This window comes from Mesorhizobium sp. ES1-3, assembly GCF_020164795.1.
Classification (GTDB): Bacteria; Pseudomonadota; Alphaproteobacteria; order Rhizobiales; family Rhizobiaceae; genus Mesorhizobium.
The window spans coordinates 83,081-102,822 of sequence record NZ_JAIUGW010000011.1 but is presented as its reverse complement, the minus strand read 5'-3'; the positions used below and the strand labels follow the sequence as shown (position 1 = coordinate 102,822).

At 64.4% G+C, this 19,742-nt stretch carries 19 protein-coding genes; 7 read left to right on the top strand and 12 right to left on the bottom strand.

Annotated features, from left to right (window positions below; genetic code table 11):
• Position 1: 1 nt before the first annotated feature.
• The 12 genes from LB536_RS16975 to LB536_RS16920 form a co-directional block, all read right to left on the bottom strand.
• Complete coding sequence (locus LB536_RS16975; RefSeq protein ID WP_224594638.1) at positions 2-757, bottom strand: SDR family oxidoreductase; 756 nt, start codon at positions 755-757, stop codon at positions 2-4.
• Positions 754-1,245 (bottom strand): hypothetical protein, encoded by a 492-nt coding sequence (locus tag LB536_RS16970; RefSeq protein ID WP_224594637.1) that lies wholly within the window; start codon positions 1,243-1,245, stop codon positions 754-756. The genes LB536_RS16975 and LB536_RS16970 overlap by 4 nt, the downstream gene beginning before the upstream one ends.
• 40 nt (positions 1,246-1,285) lie before the next feature.
• Complete coding sequence (gene odhB / locus LB536_RS16965) at positions 1,286-2,563, bottom strand: 2-oxoglutarate dehydrogenase complex dihydrolipoyllysine-residue succinyltransferase (protein WP_224594632.1); 1,278 nt, start codon at positions 2,561-2,563, stop codon at positions 1,286-1,288.
• 36 nt (positions 2,564-2,599) lie between these two features.
• Complete coding sequence (locus LB536_RS16960) at positions 2,600-5,584, bottom strand: 2-oxoglutarate dehydrogenase E1 component (RefSeq protein WP_140764061.1); 2,985 nt, start codon at positions 5,582-5,584, stop codon at positions 2,600-2,602.
• A 150-nt stretch (positions 5,585-5,734) separates the two neighbouring features.
• Positions 5,735-6,637: a succinate--CoA ligase subunit alpha gene (gene sucD / locus LB536_RS16955; RefSeq protein WP_224594629.1), complete on the bottom strand. Its 903-nt coding sequence runs from the start codon at positions 6,635-6,637 to the stop codon at positions 5,735-5,737.
• Positions 6,638-6,649: 12 nt separating this feature from the next.
• Positions 6,650-7,147, bottom strand: coding sequence for a DUF1579 family protein (locus tag LB536_RS16950; RefSeq protein ID WP_140764055.1), 498 nt, complete (start codon positions 7,145-7,147; stop codon positions 6,650-6,652).
• Between the two features lie 3 nt (positions 7,148-7,150).
• Positions 7,151-7,522 carry a cupin domain-containing protein gene (locus LB536_RS16945; protein ID WP_140764053.1) on the bottom strand — a complete coding sequence of 124 codons (372 nt, stop codon included), beginning with the start codon at positions 7,520-7,522 and terminating at the stop codon, positions 7,151-7,153.
• 4 nt (positions 7,523-7,526) lie between these two features.
• Positions 7,527-8,720: an ADP-forming succinate--CoA ligase subunit beta gene (gene sucC, locus LB536_RS16940; protein ID WP_140764050.1), complete on the bottom strand. Its 1,194-nt coding sequence runs from the start codon at positions 8,718-8,720 to the stop codon at positions 7,527-7,529.
• A gap of 48 nt (positions 8,721-8,768) precedes the next feature.
• On the bottom strand, positions 8,769-9,737 hold the full coding sequence (mdh, locus tag LB536_RS16935; protein WP_224594626.1) for a malate dehydrogenase: 969 nt from the start codon (positions 9,735-9,737) through the stop codon (positions 8,769-8,771).
• Positions 9,738-10,131: 394 nt separating this feature from the next.
• Positions 10,132-11,328: a cell division protein ZapE gene (zapE, locus tag LB536_RS16930; RefSeq protein WP_224594625.1), complete on the bottom strand. Its 1,197-nt coding sequence runs from the start codon at positions 11,326-11,328 to the stop codon at positions 10,132-10,134.
• Between the two features lie 98 nt (positions 11,329-11,426).
• Positions 11,427-11,966 (bottom strand): protease inhibitor Inh/omp19 family protein, encoded by a 540-nt coding sequence (locus LB536_RS16925; protein WP_140764041.1) that lies wholly within the window; start codon positions 11,964-11,966, stop codon positions 11,427-11,429.
• A 137-nt stretch (positions 11,967-12,103) separates the two neighbouring features.
• Positions 12,104-12,547 carry a VOC family protein gene (locus LB536_RS16920; protein WP_224594624.1) on the bottom strand — a complete coding sequence of 148 codons (444 nt, stop codon included), beginning with the start codon at positions 12,545-12,547 and terminating at the stop codon, positions 12,104-12,106.
• Positions 12,548-12,763: 216 nt separating this feature from the next.
• On the opposite strand from LB536_RS16920, the gene LB536_RS16915 reads away from it, so the two are divergent.
• From LB536_RS16915 to LB536_RS16885, 7 genes are all read left to right on the top strand, one after another.
• Complete coding sequence (locus LB536_RS16915) at positions 12,764-13,774, top strand: MBL fold metallo-hydrolase (RefSeq protein ID WP_224594622.1); 1,011 nt, start codon at positions 12,764-12,766, stop codon at positions 13,772-13,774.
• A 74-nt stretch (positions 13,775-13,848) separates the two neighbouring features.
• Positions 13,849-14,010 carry a DUF1328 family protein gene (locus LB536_RS16910; protein ID WP_140811241.1) on the top strand — a complete coding sequence of 54 codons (162 nt, stop codon included), beginning with the start codon at positions 13,849-13,851 and terminating at the stop codon, positions 14,008-14,010.
• Positions 14,011-14,142: 132 nt separating this feature from the next.
• Positions 14,143-15,027: a diaminopimelate epimerase gene (gene dapF, locus LB536_RS16905; protein WP_140811242.1), complete on the top strand. Its 885-nt coding sequence runs from the start codon at positions 14,143-14,145 to the stop codon at positions 15,025-15,027.
• Positions 15,027-16,352, top strand: a complete 1,326-nt coding sequence (gene mtaB / locus LB536_RS16900; protein WP_224594620.1) for a tRNA (N(6)-L-threonylcarbamoyladenosine(37)-C(2))-methylthiotransferase MtaB — start codon at positions 15,027-15,029, stop codon at positions 16,350-16,352. Before dapF ends, mtaB begins: the two co-directional genes overlap by 1 nt.
• Before the next feature lie 405 nt (positions 16,353-16,757).
• Positions 16,758-18,299: a signal recognition particle-docking protein FtsY gene (gene ftsY / locus LB536_RS16895; protein ID WP_411966554.1), complete on the top strand. Its 1,542-nt coding sequence runs from the start codon at positions 16,758-16,760 to the stop codon at positions 18,297-18,299.
• Positions 18,300-18,353: 54 nt separating this feature from the next.
• Positions 18,354-19,028, top strand: coding sequence for a septation protein A (locus tag LB536_RS16890; RefSeq protein WP_224594610.1), 675 nt, complete (start codon positions 18,354-18,356; stop codon positions 19,026-19,028).
• A gap of 70 nt (positions 19,029-19,098) precedes the next feature.
• Positions 19,099-19,719, top strand: a complete 621-nt coding sequence (locus tag LB536_RS16885; RefSeq protein WP_224594607.1) for a pyridoxamine 5'-phosphate oxidase family protein — start codon at positions 19,099-19,101, stop codon at positions 19,717-19,719.
• The last annotated feature ends 23 nt before the right edge of the window (positions 19,720-19,742 follow it).

Genomic DNA, 19,742 nt, shown 5'->3' with positions numbered 1-19,742 from the left:
CTCAGCGGCCGCCGCTGACATTCAGGATCGCGCCCGTCGTATAGGACGCGGCGTCGGACAAAAGATAGAGGACCGCACCGGCGACTTCATCCGCCGTGCCCGCTCTCTTCATCGGCAGCACGTCGCGGAACCGCTCTATCCGGTCCGGCTGGCCGCCCGAGGCATGGATGTCGGTGTCGATGATGCCCGGACGCACCGCATTGACGCGGATGCCTTCCAGCGCCACCTCGCGGGCAAGGCCGATGGTGAAGGTGTCGATGGCGCCCTTGGAGGCGGCATAGTCGACATATTCGCCCGGCGAGCCCAGCGTCGCCGCCGCCGATGAGATGTTGACGATCGATCCGCCCGACCCGCCATGCCGCGTCGACATGCGCTTGACTGCCTCGCGGGCGCACAGGAACGGGCCCACGACATTGATGCGCATCATCCGTTCCAGCCGCGACATATCCATCTCGTCGACGCGCGCCTTGACGTCGACGATGCCGGCATTGTTGACGAAGGCGTCGAGCCGGCCAAAGGCGTGGTCGACGGCGCCGAACATGGCAACGATATCGGTTTCCTTGCCGACATCGCCCCTGACGGCAACGGCCTCGCCGCCGCCAGCCTTGATTTCGGCGACCAGCGCATCGGCGGCAGCCTTGTTCGAGGCATAGTTGACCGCGACGCGGTAGCCGGCCTTGGCGCCGAGCCGGCAGATGGCGGCGCCGATGCCACGGCTGCCGCCGGTGACCAGCAGCACTTTTTTCGCAGCGCTCATTCCTGGCATCCCTTCATCGCGAACACATCCGACGGCACCTTCGAAAAACCGCTGCCGCCATAGGCCCGGGACTGCCGCAGCACCGGCCCGAGATCGGGCAGGATCAGCGTTTTCGGCGCCTCGACGCCCTCGGCCGGCAGCAGCCCGACAGTGCCCTTGTCGCCGGACGTGTAGATAACGCCGTTCCACAGTGTGCAGGCGGCAAGCTCCTCGCCGGTGACGTCACCTTCCGGGCATTTGTACATCAGCGCGCCGTTTGGTCGCGCCACGTCCTTCGTCCACATGACGATACCGTTCAGCACCACATTGTTGTCGAGGATCAGCCGGAACGTGTTGGTGACGGTGGCGGACGTGCCTGTTGGCGTGAAGTCGATCTCCGCGCCGCTCTGGGCATCACCATAGACTGCGAGTTCGATCGGACAGGCGGCGGAAGCCGCAACCGGGAAGCTGAGAGCCAAGCATGGCAGGAGAACCGCTAGCGGGCGCATTCCAGGCTTTCCCCTGAACGCCACACGTTCATACGGACCCTCAGAGATCGAGCACCAGCCGCTCGGGATCCTCCAGGCTTTCCTTGACCCGCACGAGGAAGGTCACGGCTTCCTTGCCGTCGACGATGCGGTGATCGTAGCTGAGCGCCAGGTACATCATCGGCCGGATGACGATCTGGCCGCCGACCACGACCGGCCGGTCCTGGATCTTGTGCATGCCGAGAATACCCGACTGCGGCGCGTTGAGGATCGGCGTCGACATCAGCGACCCGTAGACGCCGCCATTGGAGATGGTGAACGTGCCGCCCTGCATGTCGGCGACCGACAGCTTGCCATCACGCGCGGCGATGCCCAGCCGGCCGATATCCTTCTCGATCTCGGCGATCGACATCTGGTCGGCATCGCGCACGACCGGAACCACGAGACCCTTCTCGGTGCCGACGGCGACACCGATGTGAGCATAGTTCTTGAAGATGATGTCGGTGCCGTCGATCTCGGCGTTGACCGACGGGATTTCCTTCAGCGCGTGCGTGACGGCCTTGGTGAAGAAGCCCATGAAGCCGAGTTTCACGCCATGCTTCTTCTCGAACACGTCCTTGTATTTGGTCCTCAGCGCCATCACCGCCGACATGTCGACCTCGTTGAAGGTGGTCAGCATGGCGGCTGTCGACTGCGCCTCCTTCAGCCGGCGCGCGATGGTCTGGCGCAGCTTGGTCATGCGCACGCGCTCCTCGCGCGATGCGTCATCGCCCGACGACGGCGCACGAGCGGCAACCGGGGCCGGCGCCGCTTTTGGCGTTTCGGCCGGCTGCGACGGCGCGCCCTTGGCGATGGCGTCGAGCACGTCGCCCTTCAGCACCTGGCCGCGCTTGCCCGAGCCGGAAAGCTGGTCGACCGACAGATTGTGTTCGGCGATCAGTTTGGCCGCCGCTGGCGCTGGCGGCATGGTGCGCGGTTCGACCGGGCTGGCGTCGCCGGCAACCTTGGCGGTCTCGGCCGCGGCCTGCTTGGTGGTGGATGCCGCGTCGGGGCTGGACGCCTGCGCCACCGCTTGCGGCTTGGTCGCGGGGGCTGCAGCCCCTCCTGCCGAAATCGACCCGAGCAGGGCGCCGACGCCGACCGTCTCGCCTTCCCCGACGGTGATTTCGCCGAGCGTGCCGGCGGCGGCGGCGGGCACCTCCACCGTCACCTTGTCGGTCTCGAGCTCGAGCAGCGGCTCGTCGGCGGCAATGGCATCGCCGACCTTCTTGAACCATTTGCCGACGGTCGCTTCGGTGACGGATTCGCCAAGGGTGGGGACGCGGATTTCGGTAGCCATTGTGCCTGTCCGTTCTTTCTTCAGTTCTATTCTGCTTTATTCGCCGAGCGCGTCTTCGAGCAACGCGGCGAGCTGGGCAAGGTGCTTCGACATCAGTCCGGTCGCCGGCGACGCGGCCGCCGGCCGGCCGGTGTAGCGCACCCGCTGATGCTTGGCGTCGATATGCGCCAGCACCCATTCCAGATACGGATCGATGAACGACCAGGCGCCCATGTTCTTGGGCTCCTCCTGGCACCACACCATCTCCGCGTTGCGGAAGCGTGACAGCTCGGTGATCAGCGCCTTGGCCGGGAACGGATAGAGCTGTTCGACGCGCAGCAGATAGATGTCGTTGATGCCGCGCTTCTCGCGCTCTTCATAGAGGTCGTAATAGACCTTGCCCGAGCACAGCACGACGCGGCGGATCTTGGAATCCTTGGTCAGCTTGATCGCCTGGTTCGGCAACAGCTGGGCGTCGTCCCACAGCAGCCGGTGGAACGAGCTTTCGCCCGAGATTTCCGGCAGGGTCGACACCGCCCGCTTGTGGCGCAGCAGCGATTTCGGCGTCATCAGGATCAGCGGCTTGCGGAAGTCGCGCTTCAGCTGCCGGCGCAAGATGTGGAAGTAGTTGGCCGGCGTCGTGCAGTTCGCCACCTGCATATTGTCTTCGGCGCAAAGCTGCAGGAAGCGCTCCAGCCGGGCGGAAGAATGTTCCGGGCCCTGGCCTTCATAGCCATGCGGCAGCAGGCAGACGAGGCCCGACATTCTGAGCCATTTGCGCTCGCCCGACGAGATGAACTGGTCGAACACCACCTGGGCGCCGTTGGCGAAGTCGCCGAACTGCGCTTCCCACAGGGTCAGCGCCTTCGGCTCGGCCAGGCTGTAGCCATATTCGAAGCCCAGCACAGCTTCTTCCGACAGCATCGAGTTGATGACTTCGTAGCCGGCCTGCGCCGCCGACAGATTGTTGAGCGGGATGTAGCGGGTCTCGTCGCGCTGGTCGTAAAGCACGGAGTGACGCTGCGAGAAGGTGCCGCGCTCGGAATCCTGGCCCGAAAGCCGGATCGGATTGCCGTCGAGCAGGATCGCGCCGAAGGCCAGCGCCTCCGCCGTCGACCAGTCGATGCCTTCGCCGGACTCGATCGCCTGGCGCCGGTTCTCGAGGAAGCGGATAATCGTCTTGTGCGCTTCGAAACCCTTCGGCACCTCGGTCAGCTTCTTGCCGATTTCCTTCAGCGTCTTGACCGGCACGGCGGTCTTGCCGCGCCTTGTCTCGTCCTGGTTGTCGGCCGTGCGCAGGCCCGACCAGGCGCCGTCCAGCCAGTCGGCCTTGTTGGGCTTGTAGGCCTGGCCGACTTCCCATTCGGCTTCCAGATGCGCACGCCAGTCGGCCTTGAGCTGGTCGAGCTCGGCCTGGGTGATGTGGCCTTCGGCGATCAGCCGGTCGCCATAGATCTGCACCGTCGTCTTGTGGGTGCGGATGTTGCGGTACATGAGCGGCTGCGTGAAGGCCGGTTCGTCGCCCTCATTGTGACCGAAGCGACGGTAGCAGAACATGTCCACGACCACCGGCTTGTGGAACTTCATGCGGAACTCGATCGCCACCTTGGTGGCGTGCACCACGGCTTCCGGGTCGTCGCCATTGACGTGGAAGATCGGCGCCTCGATCATCTTGGCGACGTCGGACGGATAGGGCGACGAGCGCGAGAAGCGCGGATTGGTGGTGAAGCCGATCTGGTTGTTGATGATGAAATGCAGCGTGCCGGCGACGCGATGGCCACGCAGGCCCGACAGGCCGAGGATTTCGGCGATCACGCCCTGGCCGGCGAAGGCGGCGTCGCCGTGCAGCAACAGCGGCAACACCTTGGCCCGTTCTTCCAGCGGCACGATCTCCTCGCGGCCGCGGCCGAACAGGGAATCCTGCTTGGCCCGCGCCTTGCCCATCACCACGGGATCGACGATCTCCAGATGCGAGGGGTTGGCGGTCAGCGACAGGTGCACCTTGTTGCCGTCGAACTCGCGGTCCGACGAGGCGCCGAGATGGTACTTCACGTCGCCCGAGCCCTCGACCTCGTCGGGGGCGGCCGAGCCGCCCTTGAACTCGTGGAAGATGGCGCGGTGCGGCTTGGCCATCACCTGGGAGAGCACGTTCAGCCGGCCGCGATGCGCCATGCCGAGCACGATCTCCTTCATGCCGAGCTGGCCGCCGCGCTTGACGATCTGCTCCAGCGCCGGGATCAGCGATTCGCCGCCATCGAGGCCGAAGCGCTTGGTGCCCTTGTACTTGACGTCGATGAACTGCTCGAAGCCTTCCGCCTCGACCAGCTTCTGCAGGATGGCCTTCTTGCCGGTGGCGGTGAAGGAAATCTCCTTGTCGGCACCCTCGATACGCGCCTGGATCCAGGCCTTCTCCTCAGGATCGGAAATATGCATGAACTCGACGCCGAGCGTCGAGCAATAGGTGCGGGCCAGGATCTCCAGCATCTGCCGGATGCTGCCGAATTCGAGCCCGAGCACATTGTCGAGGAAGATTGGCCGGTCGTAGTCGGCTTCGGTGAAGCCGTAATTCTCCGGCGACAGCTCGTTATAATCTTCGAGCTTGGCGATGCCGAGCGGGTCGAGATTGGCGTGCAGATGGCCGCGCATGCGGAAGGCGCGGATCATCATGATGGCGCGCACCGAATCGCGCGTCGCCTGGTGCACATCGGCGTCGGACAGCACGACACCGTTGGTGACGGCCTTGTCCTTGACCTTCTTTTCCAGGTGCTTTTCGACGATGCCCCAATTGCCGTCGAGCGCCGACACCAGTTCGCCATTGGCCTGCAGCGGCCAAGAGGGTTTGGCCCATGAGGCGCCCTTGGCGTTCCTGCGCACATCGCCGGCATCGTCCTTCAGCCCGGCGAAGAACTCCTGCCACTCGGGATTGACCGAGGCGGGATCGTCCTCATAGGCGGCGTAGAGCGCGTCGATGTAATCGGCATTGCCGCCATAAAGGAAAGAGGTGAGCGAAAATTGGTCGTTGGCCTGATCTTGTCGTGCCATTTTTGTCCGCGGAGCCTGGCTCCGTCTCCTTTCGAGGGAATAGTGAGTAGTCAGTAGTGAGTAGAAAGATGGAAATCCCACTCAGCTGCTACTCGCGCGTTCTTCCCTTTTTCACTACTGACTACTGCCTACTCACTATTCACTACTGCCTTAGCCCTTGATCGCCTCGACCAGGGTCGTGCCCAGCCGCGCCGGGGAGGGCGAAACCTTGATGCCGGCCGATTCCATCGCCGCGATCTTGTCTTCGGCGCCGCCCTTGCCGCCGGAGATGACCGCGCCCGCATGGCCCATGGTGCGGCCGGCGGGCGCGGTGCGCCCGGCGATGAAGCCCGCCATCGGTTTCCTGCGGCCGCGCTTGGCCTCGTCCTTGAGGAACTGCGCGGCGTCTTCCTCGGCCGAACCGCCGATCTCGCCGATCATGATGATCGACTTGGTCTCGTCGTCGGCGAGGAACATTTCGAGCATGTCGATGAACTCGGTGCCCTTGACGGGGTCGCCGCCGATGCCGACGGCGGTGGTCTGGCCGAGACCGACATTGGTGGTCTGGAACACAGCCTCATAGGTAAGTGTTCCCGAGCGCGAGACAACGCCGACCGAACCCTTGCGGAAGATGTTTCCGGGCATGATGCCGATCTTGCATTCGTCGGGGGTGAGCACGCCCGGGCAGTTCGGACCGATCAGCCGCGAGGCCGCGCGGTCGAGCCGCGCCTTGACCTTGACCATATCCATCACCGGAATGCCTTCGGTGATGCAGACGATCAGCGGTATCTCCGCCTCGATCGCCTCGATGATGGCTTCGCCCGCGCCCGCCGGCGGCACGTAGATGACGGAAGCGTTGGCGCCCGTCCTTTCCTTGCCTTCCGCGACCGTGGCGAAGATCGGCAGGCTCTCGCCCTTCGCGCCGGTCCAGGTCTCGCCGCCCTTCTTCGGGTGGATGCCGCCGACCATTTTTGTCCCGTGATAGGCCAGCGCCTGTTCGGTATGGAACGTACCGGTCTTGCCGGTCAGGCCCTGCACCAGCACCTTGGTGTTCTTGTCGACGAGAATGGACATCGGAGCCCTTTTCTAAAAACCGTTGATCGAGGAAGGCGAGACGCGCCGGTAGACGCCGCTCACCATGTCTTGCCAGCCATCGCTGCCAGCGGGTTTGAAATGCAATCGCATGCGGTAGGTGTCGGTATCGTCGAAAGCATACGTCACACGCGCAAAGCCGCGCGGCGACGACCGCTCAAGAGTGAGTTCACTGCCGTTCCACATGCCGGTGGCAGGCGACACCGGCACGAAGCCCATCGAATCGAACTGGTGCATGGTCACGACGCCATTCTGATGGTCGACGCCGAACACGTTATGCGAACCGAACGAAATCGTGCCGTCGCGGCGCTGACGATAACGCTGCACCACGAACTGGCCGCCGAACTCCGCTTCCGCCAGCACTTCGCTGGTCGCCGCGCCGCCATCGGCCCATTGCGTGTCCGCCACCTCTTCCTCGCCGCGCCACGCGCCGACCAGCGCCTGCAGGCGCTGATGGTCGGCCGAGAGCGAGGAGAAGGACGCCGCGTTCATGGGTCAGAGCCGCTTCAGATCGGTGACGGTGAGATCGCTCTTGGCATTGCCGGTGTTGAGCGTCGTCGCCGGCTCGAACATCAGCACCACCGGCTCTTGGGTGAGCGAGCGTGGTCGGTGCTCGGTGCCCCTCGGTACGACGATGAAGTCGCCCTCGCCGAGTTCGACCGGACCGTCGCGGAAATCGATGGCGATCCTGCCGCGCAGCACGAGGAAGGCTTCGTCCTCATTGTCATGCGCATGCCAATCGAAGGCCTCGCCGAACTTGGCGACCTTGGCCTGGCTGTCATTGACGTCGCCGGCAATGTGCGGATCGAACACCTCGGTGATCGTCCGATCCGCCGCCTCGACCAGATTTATCTTGCGTGGAGGCACCGGCTCAGCCCTGCACCGCCGCCACGATCTTCTTGGCCGCGTCGTCGAGATCGTCGGCCGAGACGACGTTCAGGCCGCTGTCGTTGATGATCTTCTTGCCGAGCTCGGCATTGGTGCCTTCCAGGCGCACGACCAGCGGCACCTTCAGGCCGACTTCCTTGACCGCGGCGATCACGCCCTCAGCGATGATGTCGCACTTCATGATGCCGCCGAAGATGTTGATCAGGATGCCTTTGACCGCCGGGTCCCTGGTGATGATCTTGAACGCCGCCGTCACTTTTTCCTTCGACGCACCACCGCCGACATCAAGGAAGTTGGCGGGTTCCGCGCCATAGAGCTTGATGATGTCCATCGTCGCCATGGCAAGGCCGGCGCCGTTGACCATGCAGCCGATATTGCCGTCGAGCGCGACATAGGCGAGGTCGTATTTCGACGCCTCGATCTCCTTCTCGTCCTCTTCGGTGGTGTCGCGCAACTCCATCAGATCGGGGTGGCGGAACAGCGCGTTGTTGTCGAACGACACTTTCGCGTCGAGCACGCGCAGCCGGCCGTTCTTCATCACGATCAGCGGGTTGACTTCTAGCAGGCTCATGTCCTTCTCGACGAAGGCCTTGTAGAGGATCGGGAACAGCGTGCCGCCGTCCTTGGCCGCGTCGCCGTCGAGCTTCAGCGCGCCATTGAGCGCCTTGACGTCGTCGGCCGTGACACCCTTTTCCGGGTCGATGGCGACGGTGATGATCTTTTCCGGCGTGTCGTGTGCGACCGCCTCGATGTCCATGCCGCCCTCGGTCGAGACGACGAAGGCGATGCGGCCGACCGAGCGGTCGACCAGGATGGAGAGATAGAGCTCTCGCTCGATGTCGGCGCCGTCCTCGATATAGAGGCGGTTGACCTGCTTGCCGGCCGGGCCGGTCTGCTTGGTGACCAGCGTGTGGCCGAGCATCTCGTTGGCGTTGGCCACCACCTCGGCGACCGACTTCGCCAGCCGCACACCGCCCTTGGCGTCGGGGCCGAGCTCCTTGAATTTGCCCTTGCCGCGGCCGCCGGCATGGATCTGGCTCTTCACCACATAGAGCGGGCCGGGCAGCGCTTGTGCCGCGGCTTCCGCCTCGCTTGCCTTGAACACCGGCACGCCTTCGGCCACCGGCGCGCCAAAGCTCTTCAGCAGCGCCTTGCCTTGATATTCATGGATGTTCATCGGGAACTATCTCCAGGTCGTTTGCCGGGGGGTGACGTTTGGGCGGGGTTACTTCGAGGCGAGCTGCGGCGCGATCTTGACGCAGGCCTCGGTCAGGCCCTGCACGGTCGCCACCGAAGCCTCGAACATCTTCTGCTCGGCCTTGTTGAGGTCGATCTCGATGACGCGCTCGACACCGCCGGCGCCGATCACCACGGGCACGCCGACATAGGTGCCCTTGACGCCATACTGGCCGGAGAGATGCGCCGCGCAAGGCAGCACGCGCTTCTTGTCCTTGATGTAGGATTCGGCCATCTGGATCGCCGAAGCCGCCGGCGCGTAATAGGCCGAGCCGGTCTTCAAGAGACCGACGATCTCGGCGCCGCCGTCGCGAGTGCGCTGCACGATCTGGTCGAGCTTTTCCTTGGAAGTCCAGCCCATCTTGATCAGGTCGGGAAGCGGAATGCCCGACACCGTCGAATAGCGGATCATCGGCACCATGGAATCGCCGTGGCCGCCGAGCACGAAGGCAGTGACGTCCTCGACCGAGACCTTGAATTCCTCGGCCAGGAAGTAGCGGAAACGCGCGCTGTCGAGCACGCCGGCCATGCCGACGACATGGGTCTTGGGCAGGCCCGAAAACTTCTGCAGCGCCCACACCATGGCGTCGAGCGGATTGGTGATGCAGATGACGAAGGCCTTCGGGGCGTATTTCTTCAGGCCGGCGCCGACCTGTTCCATGACCTTCAAATTGATGCCCAGCAGGTCATCGCGGCTCATGCCCGGCTTGCGCGGCACGCCGGCGGTGACGATGCAGACGTCGGCGCCCTCGATGCCGGCATAGTCGTTGACGCCGGTCAGCCGGGAGTCGAAACCATCCACCGGCGAAGACTGCGCAATATCGAGCCCCTTGCCTTGCGGGATACCCTCGGCGATATCGAACAGGACCACGTCGCCGAGATCCTTGAGGCCGATCATGTGGGCGAGCGTGCCGCCGATCATGCCAGAGCCGATAAGCGCTATCTTGTTGCGTGCCATGTGAGGATGATTTCCCTTTGTCTGTGACGCGCCAACACGGCGTCGAGGAAGAGGCCGGAATGCTGCGGGGAACCGCGAATTTCGCCGCACCCAATAGCTCCGGTGCGGAATAAATTCAAACGATTATTTCGACCCCTGCATTTTCAATCGGTTAGAGCGTTTGGGATTTACGTAAACGTCAAAATTTGTAAGCCGACTTGAGAGAATTTACACAATGGCGATCGAAATCAGAAGGCTCAATCCCTGATATGACGCCCTTGTGATGCGGGTTGCCGACGATGCGTTCGACGAGCCGGTGCGGCCCGATCGCCTTGCCAGCTATCTCGCTTAATCGGGCCATTTCATGATCGTGGCAATCGCCGATCGCAGGGTCGGAATGCGGCTTCCGGCTATTTCAGGCCTGTACCTGCTGCTGCACTTCCGCCTTCGCCTTCCGCCGCTCCGCCCAATCCTCCAGCCAGTCGCGGCTCTGCATTTCGATCAGTCGGGAGGCTGTGCGCTCGAATTCGAACACCTCGACGCCGCGCTTGGCCACATAAAGCTCGTGCGGCGGCGCCTCGGCGCTCATCACCAGGCGCATGTGATGGTCGTAGAGCGTGTCGATCAACAGGATGAAGCGCTTGGCCTCGTTGCGCTTGCCTTCGCCCAACACCGGCACATGGTCGATGAAGACGGTCGAAAACCGGCCGGCGATCGCCAGGTAATCGCGCGCGCCGAGCGGCTTTTCGCAGAGGTCGGCGAAGGAGAAACGCGCGGCATCGCCGGCGGCGGCAGGCACCACCACCTTGCGGCCCTTCAGCGTCAGCGACGTCTCGGCCGTCGGCGCCCCGCGCGTCATCGCCTGCCAGGCCTCGTCGAGCGCCTGGTCGGCCGCCGCCCCGGCCGGCGTGACATAGACCGGCGTGCGGGCGAGCTTTTCCAGCCGGTAGTCCTTGTCGCTGTCCAGCGAGAGCACCTGCGTGTGGCGCTCCAATATGGCGATGAACGGCAGGAAAAGCTGGCGGTTCAACCCGTCACGGTAAAGGTTTTGCGGCGCCACGTTCGAAGTGGCGACCAGTACGACCCCATTGGCGAACAGCGCCGAGAACAGCCTGGACAGGATCATGGCGTCGGCGATGTCGGTGACCGAGAACTCGTCGAAGCACAGCACCCAGGCCTGCTCGGCGAGCGCCTTGGCCACCGGCGGGATCGGATCGTCTTCCCTGACCGCGCCTTCCTTGCGCGCCTGCCGGTGCTTCTGGATGCGGTCCTGCACGTCGGCCATGAAGTCGTTGAAATGGACGCGGCGCTTGCGCCTGACCGGCAAGAGCTCGAAGAACATGTCCATCAGCATGGTCTTGCCGCGCCCGACGCTGCCATGGATGTAGAGGCCCTTGACCGCCTCATGCGTCTCGCGCTTGCGGGCAAACAGCCAGCCCAGCGCACTGGACTTCTGCGCCAGCCGCTTGGCTGAAATCTCGTCGATCAGCCGGTCGAGCGCGGCGGCGATCTCTTCCTGCGCGGCATCGCGTCCGATCGCGCCGGTTTCCACCAGATGATCGTAGCGCTGCCTGACGGTCACATGGGTCTGGAGGCCGTCACGCAGATGCATCGGTCACGTCGTTGTTCAGAGCAGGATGCCCAAGAGAGAGGGTGTGTCGAGATTCAGGTCAGGCCGCCGGCATCACCTGAATGTCAGCACATCTAGGCTTACCTCGTAAGCGAAATTGGCTGTCCGTTGGAAGTCTGGCCGTCGAATTTCGAGCCGCCCGACGAATAGAGCCGCGCCAGCGAGCCGCCATTCTCGTCATAGAGCGTCAGCTGCTTGCCGGCGACGTTCCAGGACTTGATGCCGTCGATCGGCGGCGGGCAATGCAGCGGGCCGGCGCGGAAGCCGGCGCCGAACTTGGTCTGCGGCGTCGCCACCTTGCAGCTCTGGCCGGAGACGCTGACGTTCCAGACACCGGCGACGCTTCCCGCGTTGAGATCCGCGGCGCCTGCCGGCGCCGCGCCGTCCGGCGGCAGGGAGGCAACCTGCGTGTTTGCCGGCGCGGTCGGGAATTGCGACGGGTCGGTGGTGCCGGGGGAGGCCGGCGGCGGCAGCTGGTTGGAGCTCACCTGGCCGGCAGGCGCCGCCTGCAGCGGCGCCGGTTGCTGGTCGTCCATCGACGAGAACCGTGAGGTTGAGCAGCCGCTCGCAACGAGTGCCGCCAGGGATACGGCCACCAGGCCGCCTTTCGAAAAATTCATTACAACCTCCGTCGGATTCGGCTGGGGGGACGCCGTCCGCGCAATCTCACTTCCACCAAGATGGAGAAGGTGGCGAAATTTCAACCCGATATGGTTAAAATAGAGTTTGCGGCAAGATTGTTGCAAATTTATCGCAATCATCCGGCGAGCGGCGCGCTCGGCACGAACACATATCCGTCCGGTCCAACGATATAGCACTCGCGCAGACCATGCGGTTTGTCGATCGCGCCGGCCAGCACGATGTGGCCATGGTCCAGCGCCGCCGCCTCGACCGCGTCGGGATCGGCACCATAGAGGCGCAGCTCGATGCCGGCGCCGCGCGTCTCCGCGCCCGCGATGGAGCCCGTCATCGGATTGTCGAGATAGGAATGGTCGGCATGCAACATGAACACCGATCCCAGAAGCTCGATCGCCGCGAAATCCTCGTCGGCATAGATCACCCGGGCGCCAAGCACGTCGCGGCAGAAGGCTTCCATCGCCACAATGTCCGATATCAGCAGGTTGACGCCGATGCCGGGCGGCAGCGAGCGGCCGAAATCCTCGGCCTTCATCCAGGGGGTCTTGGTACGCTTCATCGCCATGGCATCGTCCTCTCGACCCCGCGATCCTAGCCGAGGCCGTTTCTCCGCCCTTGGCCTTCGGCCGGCAAACGCTTGCGCCAGCCGCGGCAGGGCTTATGTCTAGGACGTCTCCAGGAAAAGTGCGCAGCGGTTTTCCCGGGCAAAACGGGCAGCGCTTTCCCTAGGGAAATGCGCGAAAACACAAAGAGTTGACCGAAACCCGCCGGAGCGCAGACCTTGGCCGCAAGGAAGAAAGCCGTCAACCGCTACTACAGCGGCCCGCCCAGCGATCATTTCGACGGCACCCTGTTCTTCAATCCCGGCGGCCGGATGCCCGGCTCCTTTACGGACCTGCTGAAATGGCGGTTCAGCGGCCAACGCTCGAAATGGCCGCCTGCCAGCCGAAGCCCCTTCGCGCCGGCAAAGCCGGCCGCGACGGTCGAAGGCGCCGATCTGACCGTGACCATGGTCGGCCATTCCACCTTGCTGATCCAGACCGCCGGGCTGAACATCCTCACCGATCCGGTCTGGTCGCGACGCACCTCGCCGTTCTCCTTTGCCGGACCCAGCCGCGTCAATCCACCAGGTATCGCCTTTGGCGATCTGCCGGCGATCGACCTCGTGCTGGTCAGCCACAACCATTATGACCATCTCGACCTTGCCACGCTGAGGTGGCTGAAGGAGAAGCACGATCCGCTGGTGGTGACGCCGCTCGGCAACGATGCCATCATCGCCGCCGCCGTGCCTGGCATGCGGCTTTCCGCGCATGACTGGAGCGACAGGTTCGATGTCTCGGGCGGCGCCGCCATCCATATCGAGCCCGCGCATCATTGGTCGGCGCGCGGGGCGCGCGACCGGCGCATGGCGCTGTGGGCCGGCTTCGTCATCGAGACGCCGGGCGGAAATATCTACTTCGCCGGCGATACCGGCTTCCACGATGGCATCAACTACCGGCTGATGGCGAAAAAACATGGCGGTTTCCGCTTCGCCATCCTGCCGATCGGCGCCTACGAGCCACGCTGGTTCATGGCGCCGCAGCACCAGAACCCCGAGGAAGCGGTCCAGGGCATGTTGTTGTGCAACGCCGCCTTCGCCGCCGGCTGCCATTGGGGCACCTTCCAGCTCACCGACGAGCCATTCGACGAGCCGGTGCGGAAGCTGGTCGAAGCGCTGGACGCCGAAGGCGTGCCGCGAGAGCATTTCCGCGCCTTGCGGCCCGGCGAGATCTGGGACGTGCCTCGGATCTGATGGCCTCGGGAACCCAAGCACGACAGCCGCGTTTTTCAACCGGTTTCAATGCGTTCGGCTTGTGAGGCGTTCCCATGCTCAAATGGATCATCATTCTCCTGATCATCGCCGCCGCGGCGAGTCTGCTCGGCATGCCGGCGCTGGCCGGCGCCGCTGCCACCGGCGCGCGCATTCTCATCGGCATCGTGCTCATCATCTTCCTGTTGATCTTGTTCGGGGTTTTCGCGGTGACGTAAGTCCGGCTTGGCCGTGACTTCGGTCCGGCACCTTGCCGTGACTTCGGTCCGGCGCCTGAAAGCGGCTGCGCACTGGTAATTCCTGCCCGTTTCCGCCATATAGCGCCGAACGGACATGGAATTTTCGGAGCAATGGCAGGCACGGCCCCTTTCGCCAAGATGAACGGCATCGGCAACGAGATCATCGTTGCCGACATGCGTGGCCGCGCGGATCGGGTGACGCCCGCCGCTGCCATCGCGCTGAATGCCGACGCGGCGACGCGGTTCGACCAGATCATGGCGATCCACGACGCCAGGACGCCGGGCACCGCCTATTTCGTCGACATCCTGAACTCCGACGGGTCGGGCGCTCAGGCTTGCGGCAATGGCATGCGCTGCGTCGTCCAAGCGCTGGCCGCCGAGACCGGCGAGAAGACCTTCACGTTCGAGACCGTGGCCGGCATTCTCAATGCCCGAGAACACGCCGACGGCTCGATCTCGGTCGACATGGGCACCCCGCGCTTCGGCTGGCGCGACATTCCGCTGGCCGAGGAGTTCCGCGATACCCGCATGATCGAATTGCAGGTCGGCCCGATCGACGCGCCGGTGCTGCATTCGCCCTCCGCCGTCTCGATGGGCAACCCGCACGCCATCTTCTGGGTCGATGACGACGTCTGGACTTATGAACTCGACCGTTTCGGTCCGCTGCTCGAAAACCATCCGATCTTTCCCGAGCGCGCCAACATAACCATCGCGCAGGTCACCTCGCCCGACAGCATGATCATCCGCACCTGGGAGCGCGGCGCCGGCCTGACCAAGGCCTGCGGCACCGCCTCCTGCGCGGCTGTCGTTGCCGCGGCGCGCACCAGGCGCACGAGCCGCAGCGTCAACCTTTTGACCCCCGGCGGCGGCACGCTGCACGTCGAGTGGCGCGATGACGACCACGTCATCCTGACCGGCGCGGCCGAATGGGAATTTTCCGGCAGCTTCGATCCGTCGACCGGGAAATGGACCCGCGACACCGAAAGCGCGGCCTGATGTCCGCTCTTGCCAAAGGCGTCGACGTGGCAAAGCAGCCCGGCCGCATCGACGTGGTGACCTTCGGCTGCCGCCTCAACACCTATGAGTCCGAAGTGATGCGGCGCGAGGCCGAAAGTGCGGGCCTCGCCGCGCTGGCAGGTGGCGCCGTGATCTTCAACACCTGTGCCGTCACCGGCGAAGCGGTGCGCCAGGCCAGGCAGGCGATCCGCAAGGCGCGCCGCGACAACCCGGCCGCGCGCATCATCGTCACCGGCTGCGCCGCGCAGACCGAGCCCGAAAAATTCGCCGCCATGGACGAGGTCGATCTGGTCCTTGGCAATGAGGAGAAGCTCAAGGCCAATTCCTATCGCGCGCTGCCTGATTTCGGTGTCAACGACACCGAGAAGGCGCGTGTCAACGACATCTTCTCGGTGCGCGAGACCGCCGGCCACATGGTCGACGCCATCGAGGGCCGGGCACGCGCCTTCGTGCAGGTGCAGAACGGCTGCGACCATCGCTGCACCTTCTGCATAATCCCCTATGGCCGCGGCAATTCGCGCTCGGTGCCGATGGGCGCCGTGGTCGAGCAGGTCAAGCGGCTGGCGGGCAACGGCTATGCCGAGATCGTGCTGACCGGCGTCGACATGACGTCTTTCGGCGCCGACCTGCCGGGTGCGCCGAAGCTCGGCAAGCTGGTGAAGACCATTCTGAAACAGGTGCCCGACGTGAAGCGCCTGCGGCTGTCTTCCATCGATTCCATCGAGGCCGACGAGGACTTGCTCGACGCCATCGCCACCGAGCCGCGGCTGATGCCGCATCTGCATCTGTCGCTGCAGTCGGGCGACGACATGATCCTGAAGCGCATGAAGCGCCGGCATCTGCGCGACCAGTCGATCCGCTTTTGCGAGGATGTGCGCAAGCTGCGTCCCGGCATTGTTTTCGGCGCCGACATCATTGCCGGCTTCCCGACCGAGACCGACGCCATGTTCGAGAATTCGCTGGAAATCGTCGAGGAATGCGGCCTGACCCATCTCCACGTCTTCCCGTTTTCACCGCGCGAAGGCACACCCGCCGCGCGCATGCCGCAGGTTCGCCGCGAGTTGGTCAAGCAGCGCGCCGCCTGGCTGCGCGCCGCTGGCGAAGCGGCCTATGTCAGGCATCTGTCTTCGCTCGCCGGCAGCCGCCAGTCGATCCTGATCGAGCGCGACGGCCTCGGTCGCACCGAAGGGTTCACGCTTGCCGCACTCGGCACCGGCGCGCCGGGAGAGATCGTCGAAGCTGATATAACCGGCCACGATGGCGTCAGGCTGATAGCCTCCCCCCTTGCCGCCCGCGCCGCCTGAGAACGCAAGAGCATGGCTGGTTTTTTCAAGAAGATATTTTCGTTCGGCAAGAAGGAGGTCGTCGAGGAGCGCGTCGACGAGACCGCCCCGCTGCCGCCGATCAAATGGGACCAGCTCGACGCGCTGAAGCCGGCGGCCGAGCAGGCGGTGCCGGAGTTTTTGAAGCGCGAGGAGCCGACGGCGGAAGCCCCGCCAGCGGCCGAACCCGCTCCGGTCCAGGCCGCGCCTAGACCGGAGCGCGAGGAGCCCAAGCCCGAACCTGTCCCCACCATTCCGCCAGCGCCGGAGCCGACCGTTCCGTCAGAACCGGAGCCGCAGCCGAAGCCTGCGCCGGAAGAGAAGCCGGCACCCCCGCCCGAGACGCCTGAAGCGCCTGCGCCCGAAGAGGTTCCGACGACGCCGGTCGTGCCGGAGCCCACGCCCGAGCCACAGCCGCAAGAAGTGCCACCACCCGCGCCATCCGAGCCGGAGATCGTTCCCTCGCGTCCGGAGAGGCAACCGGAACCCGCGCCCGTCGAAGTGCCGACGCCGCCGGTCGAAGTGCCGGCCGGGGTGCCTGCACCGGTCGAAGTGCCTACGCCATCGCCGGTTGAAGTGCCTCCATCGGCTGCCTCCGAGCAGCCGACTTCAGAGGCCGGCGCTGCCCCTCATCCGCCTACCGGCACCTTCTCCCCGTATAGGGACGGGGAGAAGGAGGCTGATCGCGATGCCGGCGCCGCTCTTAGCGACGTCAAAGAAAAAAGCTCACCGCTGACGCCCCCCTCTCCCCGTCCTTCACGGGGAGAGGATGAGGGGCTGCGCCGGCCTGCGGAAATTATCCCATCGCCGATCGAAACCGCTCCACCAGCGGAAATCGCCCCTCCCATTCGCCAGCCTGCACCGGTCGAAACACAACCGATCATTGCCGAGGTTGCGCCCGAGCCTCAATCGGTCCCGCAACCCGAACCAAAACCCGCGCCCGGCAAGGTGACCGTCGCCAAGAAGGTCGAGCAGAAGGCCGAGCCGCAGAAGGCGCCCGAGCCGGCGCAGAGGCGATCCTGGTTCCAGCGCATGCGGGACGGGCTTGCCCGGTCCTCGCGCGAACTGACCGGCAACATTGCCGGCGTCTTCACCAAGCGCAAGCTGGACGAGGAGACGCTGCAGGACCTGGAGGACGTGCTGATCCGCGCCGATCTCGGCGTGGAAACGGCGCTGCGCGTCACCGATTCGCTGGCCTCGAGCCGCTACGGCAAGGACGTCTCCGATACGGAGGTGCGCGCCGTCATGGCGGCCGAGGTGGAGAAGGTGCTCGCCCCGGTCGCAAAATCGCTCGAGCTCGACCTTTCGCACAAACCGCATGTCATCCTGGTGGTCGGCGTCAACGGCACCGGCAAGACCACGACGATCGGCAAGCTCGCCGCCAAGCTGACCGATGGCGGCCTGTCGGTGATGCTGGCCGCCGGCGACACCTTTCGCGCCGCCGCGATCGAACAACTGAAGATCTGGGGCGAGCGCACGAAATCACCGGTCATTGCCTCCAAGCTCGGCGCCGATGCCGCCGGTCTCGCCTACGACGCCTTTGAACGGGCAAAAGAAGCGGGCTCCGACGTGCTGATCATCGACACCGCCGGCCGTCTGCAGAACAAGACCGAATTGATGGCCGAGCTGGAAAAGATCGTCCGCGTGCTGGGCAAGCTCGATCCCGAAGCGCCGCACACGGTGCTGCAGACGGTCGACGCCACCACCGGACAGAACGCGCTCAACCAGGTCGAGATCTTCCGCAATGTCGCCGGCGTCAATGGCCTGGTGATGACCAAGCTGGACGGCACGGCGCGCGGCGGTATTCTGGTGGCGATCGCGGCAAAGCACAGATTGCCGGTCTATTTCATCGGCGTCGGCGAACAGGTCGACGACCTCGAACCTTTCTCGGCAAGCGAATTCGCCAGGGCGATCGCTGGCGTGGCTTGAAGAAGCACGATGCCGGAAGTGCTTCCGGATTGGATCGTGCGTAAGAAGGAAACCATGAACCCACCCATTCTCGAACGCGATCCGTCCGACCCGCAGAAAGAGAAGAAGGAAGGCGTCAATCCCGTGCTCAAGCTGGCGCTGGAGCTTGGACCGTTGATGGTCTTCTTCTTCGCCAATGCGCGCGGCGAGTGGCTGACGCAGAAATTACCCATGCTGGCCGAGTTTGGCGGCCCGATCTTCGTCGCCACCGGCCTGTTCATGGCCGCGACCGCGATCGCGTTGATCGCCTCATGGCTGCTCACCCGCACCTTGCCGATCATGCCGATGGTGTCGGGCGTCGTCGTCTTCATCTTCGGCGCGTTGACGCTCTATCTGCAGGACGACATCTTCATCAAGATGAAGCCGACCATCGTCAACACGCTGTTCGGCGGCGTGCTGCTCGGTGGCCTGTTCTTCGGTCGGTCGTTGCTCGGCTATGTCTTCGAGTCCGCCTTCAAGCTCGATGCCGAAGGCTGGCGCAAGCTCACCTTCCGCTGGGGCCTGTTCTTCCTGTTCCTGGCCGTCGTCAACGAAGTTGTCTGGCGCAATTTTTCCACCGACACCTGGGTTACCTTCAAGGTCTGGGGCATCATGCCGATCACGCTTCTGTTCACCTTCAGCCAGATGCCGCTGATCCTGCGCCATTCGCTCGACGACAAGGCCGGCGAAGAAGAGAACGCCGGCAAATAGAGCAATTCCAGGAAAAGTGTGTAGCGGTTTTCCGTCCGGAATTGCGTCGAGACGAACAAAGGGGAGAGCCATGGAATTCGTCACCACCCAGGAAGAGCTGCGGACGATCTACAAGACCCCACGTCCGACCGATGGCTCGATCCGCAAGGAACTGAAGGCGCTCGACGGCCATTGCCGGTCCTTCATCGGCAAGAGCCCGTTCGTGCTGATCGGCTCGTCCGATGGCGAAGGCAATGCCGACGTCACCCCGAAAGGCGACAAGCCCGGCTTCGCCGCCATTCTCGACGAGAAGACGATCGCCATCCCCGACCGGCCCGGCAACAACCGGCTGGATACGCTGGAGAACATCCTGCGCAATCCCTCGGTCGGGCTGCTCTTTCTCATCCCGGGCATGAACGAAACGCTGCGCGTCAACGGCGACGCCCGCATCACCGTGGATGCCGCCTTGCGCGAGCGCCTCGCGATCGACGGCAAGGCGCCGCAAAGCATCATCGTGGTCGCCGTCAAGGCCGCCTACTTGCATTGCGCAAAGGCCTTCATGCGCTCCGATCTGTGGAAGCCCGACAGCTGGTACGACCGCGCGACGCTGCCGACGCTCGGCCAGATCCTGCGCGACCAGCTGGCATTGGCCGATTCGGCCGAGGCGACCGACCGCTGGCTGGACGACGAGTACAAGCAGACGATGTGGTAGGTTTCGACCCACGAATCGCCCGG